We start from the raw sequence: 12,668 nt of genomic DNA on the forward strand, positions 1-12,668 counted from the left end.
ATGATGGATCTCCTTTCGTGAGCCCATCAAACCACAACGGGAATATCATGTTGAGCTAGGTTGCCGAATGGATACGATCGAGCCGGTATGAACTTCGACAAGGTGCCGGACGATAGAGAGCCCAAGACCAAGGCCACCGAATCGTTTGGTGCAGCTCGCGTCTTGCTGACGGAATTTATCGAAAACATGAGGGAGAAACTCCGACGCAATGCCTTCACCGTTATCAGCAATGACAAGCTCAAACATGCGGCCCTTCCGGACCATCTCAACCGTGATGCAACCCCCGGAAGGCGTAAACTTCACAGCGTTGGATAATAGGTTCGATACAATTTGTCGAAGGCGGTTGGCGTCGCCAAGAACTGTTGCAGTGGTCAGGTCTGCAATCATTCGAACGCGAACGTCCTTGTGCTCTGCTGCAAGCCGAAATGAGTTCACGGCATCAATCACAATACTCGCAACGTTCACTGGACTCTCATCGATCGAAAGCTTTCCGGTGACAATCCGGGAGACATCGAGGATGTCATCAATCAAACTAACCTGGGCCTTGGAGTTGCGAACGATCGCGGCCAGTGAGTCGTTGAAATCTTTGCTTCCCGGCGTCTCATACGGCAGGAGCTCTGAAAAGCCGAGGACCGCATTGAGTGGCGTGCGCAGCTCATGGGACAACATGGCAAGAAATTCGTCTTTGGAGCGATTGGCTAGATCAGCCTCCGCTCGGGCCTCTTCAGCAATCGTTCGTGCTTGCTTCTCGCGCGCGAGCAGCTTCTGGGCGCACACCAGCAATTCTTTGATTTCGTATTGGCGCCGGCGCACCGATAGCGCCAACCGAACGACACTGCGGAGTGTTAAGATGCGAATGGGACGCTCGAAAATAGTGACGTTGCGCAAGAGCCCGGCAAAGCGCACGACCAGGGCGCTGCTGTCTCCTAGCGAATCTTTGAAGGCTGAAACAAGAATCGGAACGTCGGACCAAGGCGGCTGCGCTGCGAGTACTTCGTGTAAGGCTGTGATGAAGCTTGATGTCAAGGCTTCTTCAGTAAGCAGGATGGCACCTGCCCCACGTTTGATTTCCGTCATGAGGTCGTAGCCATCGACACATACTGTACTGGCAATGCCGGCATCGCCCAGGAATTGACTCGTCATGGACCCATCACGGCCCATGGGAGCAAGGATGAGGACCCGCTCGTCATTGGTTTTGTCATCAAAATTTCTCACCTACTTTGTTCCACCTACATTAAGCGGTATGTTCGCACCAATGTAGAACGGATGACCGCTCAGGACGCCATGAAAGGATTCCAGCGGCTCTCCGATCTCGATGCCACGCGCCGTGGATCGAAACTCGCGAATGGTCTCTTCGTGCTCGCTACTGCGTTTCTTGACGACGGAAATGGCTTTTCTAACCCGACCTCTGTCTTCGAAGAAGCGAAGATAAATCAAGGTATCGGCGAGATAACTCACTTCAATCGGGGCCGACACATCCTGTCCGAGAATGCCCTCTTGCGAGACGACGACGAGCGTCAGGACGCCTTGCTGATTGAGAAAGTTAAAGAGCTCGTGCAGCTGGGAAAGCAAAAAGTGTTTATCGATCATGGCGTGAAGATAGCCATTGAGGCTGTCTATAACAATAAGTTTGGCCTTATCGATCTTGACGGCGCACACGACGAGGTGGGCAAACTCTCCGGGCGTCATCTCCGCTGGATCTATTTGAACGATATCGAGCTTGCCAGACTCCATTAAAGGCCCGATATCCTGCCCGAGCCGTTTCGAGCGATCCTTCAAGGTCGAAAGCGTTTCGTCAAACGAAAAGACAACCGCCTTCTCGCCGGCTGTCGCCATCACGGTTGCATACTGCATGATGATCGAGGATTTACCGGTACCAGCGGCACCGATCAGCATGTTGCTCGTGCCGGGCTCGAGGCCCCCACCCAGGAGGCTGTCAAAGCCAGGCGAACCACTCTTAATCGACTCGTTATAGAATTTCGCGAAATGTTCAGCCGCGATGAGCCGCGGATAGAGGACGATCCCTTGCATCTCTTTGATGGAATAGTCATGTAAGCCGCCAATGAAGGGCGTGCCGCGCATTTTTACGATATCGAGGCGACGCCGTTTGGCGCCGTATCCAAAGTTCACTTGTTCAAGCGCTATGACGCCGTGACAAAGACCTTGGAGCTGGTGTTCATTTTCAACACGTTGGGTCCTGTCTTCGAGGAGAAGGGCCGTGATTTTTCGTTCCGAGAAGAACTGTTTCAGGGCCAGCACCTGCCGTCGAAACCGAATGGAGTCTCGCGCAATGATGCGAAGCTCCGAGAGGGAGTCGAAGACGACCCGGCTTGGTCTCGACTTCTCGACTTCCTCCAGAACTGCCTGCATGATCGGCGTCAGCTCAACTTCGGACCCGTGAAACATGGAGTATTGATTCGAGGGCTTCAGTTCGTCGTCCAGGGTCATCATCTCGAGTATGGTGACGCCTTCGAGCGACCAATTGTAAGCTGCAGCGACCGCAATAATCTCTGCTTTCGTTTCGGAAAGCGTTACGTAAAGACCAGGTTCGCCCTGCTGATGGCCGGCGATCAGAAACTGGAGACCCAGGGTCGTTTTTCCGGTTCCTGGAGAGCCTTCAATTAAATGGAGATGATGCTTCGGTAAACCACCGCGAAGTATCTCGTCGAGACCCGCGATGCCGGTCGAGACCTTGGGTGTTTGCTGTTGAGGGGTGATCATGGGAAAAACCTCGTTTGGTTATCGTCCTGCCGCATGGCAGTCAACGACGCCCCCGTTCACGCTTGATATTGAGCCAAACCGCATCACCGGATGCGGTGCACAATTACTTCATCAAAATGGACGGCATTTCAATTCAGGCGGCAAATTTAAGCCATTTTACTAGAATTTTGATGTGATTCAAGATTTTTTACAAATATTCTACGAAATTCCTGGTTATTTCCCCGCGTCACGCATGTTTACTTACTAATAAATGGGTGTAAACATAAGATTTTAGGTGGTTCAGGATGGAGCTTGCTGACGTGAAGAAATCGAAGAAGGAAAAGTCGAGCACGAAGAATGCAACGCACGAGAAGCTGGCACCTACCGCGGAAAACATCATTCTTACCACTGGGGAAATCATTCCTGCGGAATATAGCCTGCAAGGTGAAATAGGCCATGCAGTCTTCACAGAAAGACTCCATAAACCTCTCAAAAGAATAATGGCGATCCCTAATCGTGCTGACCTGCGGACGTTTTCACTCCCTCTCAATGCAAGGGATCGTATTCAGAATTATACCGTCTTGAAAATGAACGCACCTTCGCCACTAAGCCCATGCGGTCCACAGGTTTCGTTAAATAGTCATCGAAGCCGGCGCCCGTCGTTTCACGATGGGACTTCGGCACGTGCCCGGACAGGGCCACGATCGGACCACGGTAGTCACCCTCCCTTAGCCTGGCCGTCGCCTCATTCCCGTTGAGACCGCCGGGCATTTGGATGTCCATGAGAATGACATCATGTGGGCTGGCCAGGGCCTTCTCGACCCCTTCAAACCCGTTTGAGGCAAGGTCGACAGTAGCGCCTGCCAACTCGAGATAACGGCGAATAACAAGTTGGTTATCCGGTGCGTCCTCGACCAGCAAAACCCGCACGCCCTCCAAAAATTTTCTGTCCGAAGGCTCACATCTGCCTCCCGTATCAGGCGGGGCTACTACTTTTTTTTTTGCAAAGCGAGCGATGACATCGATCAGCACATTCGCGTTGACAGGCTTGCTCAAATAATCGCTGCACCCGACTGACTGACACTTCTCCCGCTCTCCGCTCATGGCATGAGCAGTGAGTGCAACAATAGGCGTCTGATACCCGGCCGCCTTGAGACGACGGGTCGCTTCGTAGCCGTCAAGCAGCGGCATCTGGATATCCATCAGCACCACATCGTGAGCCGACGACTGCGCCTTTTCCATGGCCTCCAGGCCATTGAAGGCCAACTCGACCTCAGCGCCGCTCTGTTCCAGAAAATAAGTCATTAGAGCTTGGTTGTCGGGCCCATCCTCGACCAGGAGTACGCGCATTCCCACCAGTCTCTGGTTCGGAACAAAGCGGTTTGAAACGGTCACTTTGATATTTTCGAGATCGGCTGCCGTCAATCCCGTCAGCATCGTCACGCCGTCGAGTGGTCCAGGATCCAAACTGAACGTGAACGTACTGCCCTCGCCCACCCGACTTTCTGCTAACGTGACATCTCCGCTTAATGCTTCTGCGAGGCGGCGAGCCAGCATGAGACCCAGACCGGTACCTCCGAACTTCCGCGTCACCGAACTATCTGCCTGGCTGAAGGGGCGGAAGAGCCGGCCCTGCTGCTCCGGAGAAAGGCCGCAGCCCGTATCTTTCACGACAAAAAAGAGGCGTTGGCCGGTTTGACCCGCAAAGGCAGGCTCCAATCTCACGGTAATGGTCACGTTTCCTTCCGCCGTAAACTTCAACGCATTGCCACCAATATTCAGCAGCACCTGCCGCATGCGCTTCGGACAAGCTAAAATAGTCTTTGGAATCTGGCCGTCGAAAATCACCTGGAACATGAGCCCCTGCTCTTTCGCGCGAGAATCCAATAATGCCATCGTCTCGCTGAGTTCGGGAAGGAGCTCGAATCGCACCCTTTCGACCTCGAGCATACCGGCCTCAACTTTTGCAATATCGAGGATCTCATTGACCAGCTCGCTCAGCTGCTCAATATTTCGTCGAATTCTTGTGGCGTAATGGATGGCGTCGTTTCTTTCCTGATCGGGATCTAACAATAACTCTGCGTACCCCAATATCGCACCGAGAGGAGTCCGAATCTCGTGACTCATGTTGGCGAGGAATTCACTCTTGGCGTTGTTGGCCGCCTCGGCCGCATCTTTGGAGGCTTGAATCTCCGCAGCACTCGACACTTCCTCCGTCACGTCGTCAATCGCCAGAAGGATGCGGGCTTCGATACCCACTTTCTGCGCAAGTCGCCGCGCACTGAGCTTCATGGTTCGCCGACCAATGATCGGAAACTCTTCCTCAATGAGGTAGTCCTCGATCCGCTCATTGCTCGGAAGAATTTCCTCGAGCAAACGTCGCAGCGAAGGGATATCCCACTGGCCTCTGCCAAGGTCGTAAATGCGAAAATTCTCGGTGTCAGCTGCCGTAACCCGGAAATGGTGGAAGAAAGCCCGATTCGCCGTGAGAACGCGCAGGTCTCCATCCATGACCACCAGCGGCATAGGGGTGGTCTGAACGATGGCATTGGTGTAATCGCGAGCCACCAGGACTTGTTCGTAGCTGCTCTTAATCGCATCGATATCGACCAAGGCAATGACGGCACCTTCAATTTTATTGTCCTGCGTTCGGTATGGCTTGATCCGGAGGGAATACCAACAGCCCGCCCGATCCTGAACTTCCATTTCTCGCGTGTTGAGCGATGCGATAACTTCTCTTGCCATGCGCTCGAGGCCTTCGACTTTGAGCTCGGCTGCAATCTCACCCAGAGGCTTACCCACGTCCTTGGCACTCACGCCCAGGATCTTTTCAGCCGACGGCGTGAAGAGGCGAACGCTGAGCGTCTCCGACAGCATCAGTATCGGAATTTGCACGCTGCCGAATAGGTTCGCCAAATCGTTATTGAGTTGGGCCAGTTGCTGATTGCGATTTTGAAGTTCTTCGTTGACTGTAATCAATTCTTCATTAGCGGCCTGAGTCTCTTCTTTGGCAGTCGCAATTTCTTCGTTCGTACTTTGAAGCTCTTCATTCGATGAAAGGATTTCTTCACTGACCGATCGAAGCTCTTCGTTCGTCGCCTGCTCTTTTTCGATGATCGCGTTGAGATATTCTTTGGTCTCTGCCAGCTCGCGACGCAGCCGATTCACTTCGCTTTCATCATCCGCACCCACGACGGCCGCTTGCTGGTTCTGCATAGCCCCCGCGGTAAATAGCACAACGAAGTGTCGCTGTGTTACAGTCGTAGGCAGGAAGGGTATGGCAGTAACCGTAACGTTTTTTACTTCGCTGCCGGGTGCCTTAATCCACGCCTCTTTTTTTACGAGTCGCTCGGCAGCGGACGCCTCCTGAAGAGCGGCGCGCAAGGCGACCAAAATCCCCTCACGGCACATCTTGAAAAGACTCGTCGTCAGGTCGCCCGATGGATGCACGAGATACTCACTGGTGTCGCCACGAAACTGGACAATTTCCAACCGATCGTTAACCACCACGCCAGGACCGACACTATAATTCAAAATCGCGCGATCCGCTTCGGCCTTCAAATCAGATTTCTTTGTTGTCTCCATCCGGGATTGGTGGGTCGGTGGCTGGGTGCTCGACCTCTCGCCAAAACCGGCCATCGCAAAATCAGGCGCTGCGAGTCCACGTACCACGGCGTTCTTTTGGAAAATCCTGCTTTCCTTGTCCTCGACGCCAAACAGGTCGCTCGCGGCACCAATCGTCTCCGCGTGACCTAGCATAAGAAACCCGCTGGGGTTCAGCGCAAAGTGGAAATTCCTGAGTATTTGTGTTTGCAGGCCCTGAGTCAGGTAGATAAGGAGATTACGGCAGCTGATAATGTCCACCCGGGAAAAGGGTGGATCACGCGCGATGTTTTGTTTGGCGAAGACGCAACACTCGCGGAGAACAGGCTTAACCCTGTAGCTGCTGCCAACTTTGATGAAAAACTTGTCGAGCCGTTCCTGTGACACGTCGTCTTCAATGCGGACGTCGAACCTGCCAATCCGGGCCTTGGCAAGGGCGGTTTCGCTTATGTCCGTAGCAAAGATTTCGAGTTTCGCTAGGCTGCCATGCTCTTCCATGAACTCAAACACGCTGATTGCAATCGAATAGGCTTCTTCGCCTGTTGCACAGCCAGGTATCCAGATACGCACGGGTGCCAAGGCTGCTTTGTGAGCAAAGATTATGGGTAGAACTCGACTCTTCAGTGCCACAAAGCTAGGCGAGTCACGGAAAAAACAAGTAACCTTGATGAGGAGGTCTTCGTAAAGTTTTTCCGCTTCAGCTTCATTGGCACGGAGATAGGCAACGTAGTCATCGACTCGCTCCATGCTGTGGTGAGCCATGCGCCGGTGGATCCGTCGTGTGACGGTCGGTAGCTTGTAGTGTGTAAAGTCCATTCCCTTGATGGTTTTCATTATACCAAGGATCTTTTGAAGGCCCCGACCGATCTCGTCCCCAATCGTTCGTTCGGCGTCGTCTGGCGGAGCGCGAACGATACGTTTGCGCCCTGCAAGCGCGAAAAGTTCTTTTGCAATCTCGTCTGGCGTCATTATGGAGTCGGCGCCAGCTGCAACCGCGGCAGCAGGCATGTCGTGAAATTTCGCCGATTCCCGGCTTTGAGCCAGGGCGACACCACCAGCAGCCATGATAGCAGCAATGCCGTTGGCCCCGTCAGTGCCTGTGCCTGACAGGACGACACCGATCGCTTCGTGTTTTCGTTCACGGGCGAGCGAGCATAAGAACTCGTCGATCGTGAGGTGGCCTCCCTTACCCTTTTTGCGCGGCGTAAGCCTCAGCGTGTTGCCTTCAAGGGAAACGGACGAGTTTGCGGGCGATACATAAATATGATCAGGCTCCAGGACTACGCCGTCAGTAACTTCATTGACCGACATCGACGTGACCCTGCCAAGAATTTCGGTAAGAAAACTTTTGTGATTGGGGTCGAGGTGCTGAATTAAGACAAAAGTCAGGCCGGTTGCGGTATCGAGATGGGCCAGCAACTCACTAAAGGCTTCGAGTCCGCCAGCCGAAGCCCCTATACCGACTACTATAGTTGAATGGCTTCGATGATCATTCGTGCTCGATTCCCGAGCGGGCGGGTTTTCTTGTGACATACATATCTCGAGAAATTGGGCTCATTGCAACGACATCCGCTGCAGTTTTTGTAATTCCAGCAGCAGCAGTTTTAACGTTGTCCGGAACAGTTGAAAAGGATCGGCCTCAATCCGACTGTAGGTTGGAACGATTGGAAAGAATAGGTCTAAATTTGATAAAAGGCCAAGTCCGATGATCCGGTGATCATCGGAATGGGTGCATAGCGGCAGTCTTGGACGAGTCGCGGCTCAATCAACGGCATGGTGCGCGGGATGAAGTTCACGCTTCGCCTTTCGAAAGTCTCCAGGAGTGTCAGCTCGTCAGCCGTGCGACGGCCTAGGCGGTCCAGGCGAAGATGCAAAGGCATCAAAGCTCTCTCTGAGAGAGTTCAAATCATCGCTTCTCGGCAAGTCATATCTCGTCCAAAATTCCGGCCAAGCTCAACTCATCGAGGCGCGGACCCAAGTTCACTCAATATCCACCCGGAATCTCAAACGGATTTGTCTACGATGTCCATCTGCATCTTATTCATGCGACCCCCATGTATTTTGATCTTGGCAATGGCAGACTCAATTTCTGATAAATCTGCTGAAGTTAACTGAATATTAATTGCGTCCAGATTTTCGGCAAGATGATTAGGGTTACGGGTGCCGGGAATGGGAACGATCCAAGGTTTTTGCGCGAGCAGCCAGGCCAGCGAGATCCGGGCAGGCGTCGCATTTTTCTTCTTGGAAAAAGCCCTTAAGAATCCACGATTGGCTCATTTGCCGCCAGATTTTCAGGCAAGAACCTTTCTATTGCTGATTTCGCGACAGCATCAGCCTGATCTTCCTCGGTGATATCCAGTTTCATAACGACGAGATTCGCCGCTTGCCTAACCGCCCGTGAAACGGCATCAGGGTCACGACCGGTGGCGATAACTGAGTGTCCAGCTGCTATCGCAGCTTTAGCGATTTCAGTGCCTATCCCGCGACCGCCCGGACGACCCGAAGCTTTCTCTTGATCGTTTCCATACCCCTGAAGTATCACTTGGTTACTATGAATAATCAAGGCTTAAATACACTACATCATTGCATCTATGACCTTAAGCATCATTTAGTTCTTGTAACGGAATATCGCCGGAAGTGCATCAACAAGGAGATATTGGAAAGGCTGGAGCAGCATTTTAATCGACTTTTGGAAACATGGGATTGCTGTCTTTTGGAATTCAATGGCGAGACTGATCATGTCCATATTTTGATGGCACTCAATCCAAAAGCGCAGCCATCCAAACTCGTGGGCAATCTGAAAACGGTAAGCTCCCGCCTTATCCGAAAGGAATTTGCCGAACACATTCAAAAATATTATTGGAAGCCGATTTTTTGGAGCAGGACGTATTGCCTTCTGACCGTTGGCGGCGCTCCACTTTCGGTGCTCAAGCAATACATTGAAAATCAGGCCGAAGTGGAATAGGCCGCTCACCTCGCTTGGCTTGGATCACGGCAGCCCTGTTTCACCACCAGCCAAACCCGTCTGGTTCCTCGCCGGGACGGGCTATGGCTGGAGTACTTGCCGACAATCCGATAGACTTTTTTTGGCCGCTTCCTGCATCCCTAAGTACCCTGTTAACCTGCCTATTTTGGAGCATCATCCAAAAAGATTAGGGCTTGGCCATGTGACGAAAACTTCATAGGCAACACGCTTCATTCTTGTGGTCGGAACTCCGAAATTTGCCCTCATGAGATCGGATTGATCTTGAGCCCATGACAAGGAATGAAACATGCTCAATCGGATGGTCAGCTTTCAGCCCATGATGGCCATCTTCTTGCTGTCTTCTTTCGTCATTAGCTTCACGACTCCCGCCAAGGCCGCTGACGAATCGATGAACGCCCACGTGTATGCACTCGACAAGGCTTTGGTCTTAAGGAATCAAAATCTCACCCTCGCCGATGCGGAATGGGTGGAAGGCGATAAGCTGCAATTATCTGGCATCTTGCGGCAAGCCTTACATGAAGCCGGGCTGACCCAAGGACGAGGAAGTGTAGCTTACAAGTTTCCCTTGCCAGCTCTTGACCCTGGCCACTATGAGTTGAAGCTGGGCCCTCTGGCGAGCGCAGCGGAAGCCTGGTTGGTTCCTCTCGACGATCCTGCCTCAGCCCAGTTCACGCAGATCGGCAAAGTCGCAACGGCCTATCAGGAGGAAATACCCTTCATGGCCCATCGCATCCTTCGATTCTGGGTCAAGGACAGGACCCAGCGATGGACCTTGCTCGTCAATCTTTCCAATGAAACGCGATACCGGGGCGGCCTTTGGGAACCGCCTCAAGTCTCCCGAGCCCCCACGCTCTCAACCCTTGAACATAGGCGACAACTTTTGAACTTCCTCGGCACCGGGGCCATGCTGATCATGCTGATGTATCAGTTTCTCATCTTCATACGCCGAACCGATGATCGAGGCGCCCTCGCCTTGGCTGCCATCTGCCTCAGCATTATCTTGCGCAATGCCGGGTATGAAAATTTTTTTCAGGATTGGATTGAAGTTCCTGATACCAGCTGGCCGCACGACATAGCCATCAAAATGGAATATATCGCGATCGTCACGGCACCTCTCAGCTGTCTGGCCTTTCTGATCGCTACCTTTCGCAGAGTGAAATATCCAACCCTTATCTTCCGCATGGGAACCCTGGCAGGCCTAGTCATCATTGCCATCAACCTCGTGGCCCCTCCCAGGATCATGGAGCAGCTCCTTCCCGTATTGCAAATCTATGCCGCCGGCCTGGCCTTATGTTGCCTCGTGTTTATCGCCAAAGCCGTCCAACTCAAAGAGGAAGGCAGCACGCTGACACTCCTCAGCCTGTGCATCGTCCTCATGCTAGGGAGTCTTGAAGTCTATCTCTTCACCATAAATAAAGGCGTGAACATTTCAGCGTTCGGCGCCGTCATTTTCGTTTTCCTGCAAAGCCAGGTTCTCGCAAGACGTTTTGCGGATGCCTTCAATCGGGCCGAGCATCTTTCCCGCGAGCTGCAGCTTGAGGTCGATAAACAAACCTGGCAAATCCGCCATATCCTACGGCACATTCCACAGGGCATCGGCACCATCAAACAGGATTTGCACCTGGGGCAGACCTACTCGGACTCCATGCGCAATTTTTTTCCGGGACACACGATGGATACGATACGCTTTGATAAGCTTATCTGCAATGATCTGCTGATCGATGACAACAGCCGCAGTCTTTTCCCTTCAACATTGGAGACGCTGATCGGCGAAAGCGACTTGACCTGGAATGCCAATAGTCATTTGCTTATCCAGGAGGCTCGTACCCGTGACAATCGCGCTCTGGCGTTTGACTGGTACCCTATCGTGAAAGATGGACAGGTCGACGAGGTCCTGGTGACCGTGCGCGATGTCAGCGAGCTCAAGAATTTGCGGCAAAAAAATTTCAACCTGGATCGGGAATTCGAATGCTATATCGCATTCAGCAAGCTCGATCGCGATCACGCTATGCAAGGCTATGCCCAGCTCATCCGCTACTGCATGGAATGTCGTGCTCTAGGATCCATGACGGAAGCCGACAGCGGCTGGTCGCGACAGGTCCTGATCGTTTTGCATACCATGAAGGGCAATGCCCGACAACTTGGCCTCAAATCTCTGGCAGCGGCCCTGCATAACGAAGAACAGGCGGTTATGAGCCGAAGCACCAAACTTCGGATCCGGGAGCAGATGCTAAGTTTAACGTCGGCAGTCCAGCGTCTGGAAGAACATTTCGATACAATGAAAAGCGTTCTGGAACGAATCCATGGCAGCATAGACATCAGAAAATCGTCGATTTCAATCGAGGAAATACTGAACCAACAGTTCCATGCCCTTTGGAATAATCAGGAACGTCTGGGGATGCCGCGACCGAACCTTGAACTCAGCGGCCCTCTGCACCTGCTCTCGCTCCCCTACCAACAGGCCCTGCTTGATGTTTGGCTGCATCTTCTGACCAATTCCTTCGATCACGGTTTTGCCGCCCAGGATGGTCCAGGGAATGTCCATGCAAAGCCGACTATCCAGCTCCACGCCGAGTCGCATGGATCTTTTCTGCGGTTGATCTATGCCGACAACGGCCGAGGCATTCATATTCCGACCTTGCGCGACAAAGCAACCCAGCTCAAGCTACTGGATGCCAGAGATAATCCGGCACCTGAAGCCATCGCGGCTTTGATTTTTTCTCCTGGATTCAGCACACGGGCAAATGTCAGCGAGTCTTCGGGTCGAGGCATTGGCATGGATGCCGTGAAAACTCTGTTGGCGGCCGTTCAGGTGGAACTGGAAATCCACATAACCCCAACGTTTGATGATTCAGGCTTTCATCCCTTTCAGTTGATCATGAACGGGCCAGCCAACCGATCGTTGGCTTCTCCTACGATAAATGCCGCCTAAGATGAGTCATTCGTATGGACTTTATGACTTCAACCACAGAATCATGAATTCTATTGTCCAGGACGACGGTTGTGGGATGATGCATGGGACGGCAGCAGTGCCAACACACCCTGACCATGGCTCAGCCTGCTGAATCAAGCTCGAGCTCAAGGAGTTCCTCATCATGCATCGTGGCAATTTCTTCATTTTGATGTGGATTCTGGGATCCATTCCTATGCAGGCACAAACCGGTGCGGCACTTCCAACTTCATCCACGACAGTTCAGCTCGTCGCCAATGAATGGTGTCCGCAGCACTGTGAAAAAAACCATGAACATAAAGGCTACATAATTGAGATCGTTGTTGCCGCGTTCGCAGCCGAGGGGATAACCACACAGATCAGTTACATGCCGTGGCTACGCGCCATGCATGAAGTGAAGAAGGGAAATTTCGACGGTCTTCTCACACC

9 protein-coding genes and 1 pseudogene are annotated in these 12,668 nt (G+C 52.6%); 4 read left to right on the forward strand and 6 right to left on the reverse strand.

The features are described from left to right. Positions 1-45: 45 nt before the first annotated feature. A complete protein-coding gene (locus tag VE954_RS11405; protein ID WP_324952772.1) occupies positions 46-1,215 on the reverse strand; it encodes a HAMP domain-containing sensor histidine kinase in 1,170 nt (389 codons plus the stop codon). Beyond that, positions 1,216-2,721, reverse strand: a complete 1,506-nt coding sequence (locus tag VE954_RS11410) for an ATPase domain-containing protein (protein WP_324952773.1) — start codon at positions 2,719-2,721, stop codon at positions 1,216-1,218. Between VE954_RS11410 and VE954_RS11415 the strand changes: the two genes are divergently transcribed. Beyond that, on the forward strand, positions 2,720-2,884 hold the full coding sequence (locus VE954_RS11415) for a hypothetical protein (RefSeq protein WP_324952774.1): 165 nt from the start codon (positions 2,720-2,722) through the stop codon (positions 2,882-2,884). The genes VE954_RS11410 and VE954_RS11415 overlap by 2 nt on opposite strands. Positions 2,885-3,246: 362 nt before the next feature. On the opposite strand, the gene VE954_RS11420 is transcribed toward VE954_RS11415, so the two are convergent. The 4 genes from VE954_RS11420 to VE954_RS11430 all read right to left on the reverse strand — a co-directional run bounded on the left by VE954_RS11420 (position 3,247) and on the right by VE954_RS11430 (position 8,866). Further along, positions 3,247-7,836 (reverse strand): chemotaxis protein CheB, encoded by a 4,590-nt coding sequence (locus VE954_RS11420; RefSeq protein ID WP_324952776.1) that lies wholly within the window; start codon positions 7,834-7,836, stop codon positions 3,247-3,249. A gap of 146 nt (positions 7,837-7,982) precedes the next feature. After that, positions 7,983-8,183 (reverse strand): hypothetical protein, encoded by a 201-nt coding sequence (locus VE954_RS11425; RefSeq protein WP_324952778.1) that lies wholly within the window; start codon positions 8,181-8,183, stop codon positions 7,983-7,985. 123 nt (positions 8,184-8,306) lie between these two features. After that, complete coding sequence (locus VE954_RS43770) at positions 8,307-8,519, reverse strand: aldo/keto reductase (RefSeq protein ID WP_349263814.1); 213 nt, start codon at positions 8,517-8,519, stop codon at positions 8,307-8,309. Positions 8,520-8,557: 38 nt separating this feature from the next. Then, on the reverse strand, positions 8,558-8,866 hold the full coding sequence (locus VE954_RS11430) for an SDR family NAD(P)-dependent oxidoreductase (protein WP_324952779.1): 309 nt from the start codon (positions 8,864-8,866) through the stop codon (positions 8,558-8,560). On the opposite strand from VE954_RS11430, the gene tnpA reads away from it, so the two are divergent. The 3 genes and pseudogenes from tnpA to VE954_RS11445 form a co-directional block, all read left to right on the forward strand. Further along, a complete protein-coding gene (tnpA, locus tag VE954_RS11435) occupies positions 8,855-9,268 on the forward strand; it encodes an IS200/IS605 family transposase (protein ID WP_324952780.1) in 414 nt (137 codons plus the stop codon). The two genes, VE954_RS11430 and tnpA, sit on opposite strands and share 12 nt — an antisense overlap. Positions 9,269-9,575: 307 nt before the next feature. Further along, complete coding sequence (locus tag VE954_RS11440; protein ID WP_324952781.1) at positions 9,576-12,221, forward strand: 7TM diverse intracellular signaling domain-containing protein; 2,646 nt, start codon at positions 9,576-9,578, stop codon at positions 12,219-12,221. Positions 12,222-12,384: 163 nt separating this feature from the next. Further along, a pseudogene (locus VE954_RS11445) lies at positions 12,385-12,668 on the forward strand (hypothetical protein); the annotation flags it as partial.

Origin of the sequence: Oligoflexus sp., from assembly GCF_035638955.1 — a bacterium.
In the GTDB taxonomy this organism is placed as follows: Bacteria; Bdellovibrionota_B; Oligoflexia; order Oligoflexales; family Oligoflexaceae; genus Oligoflexus.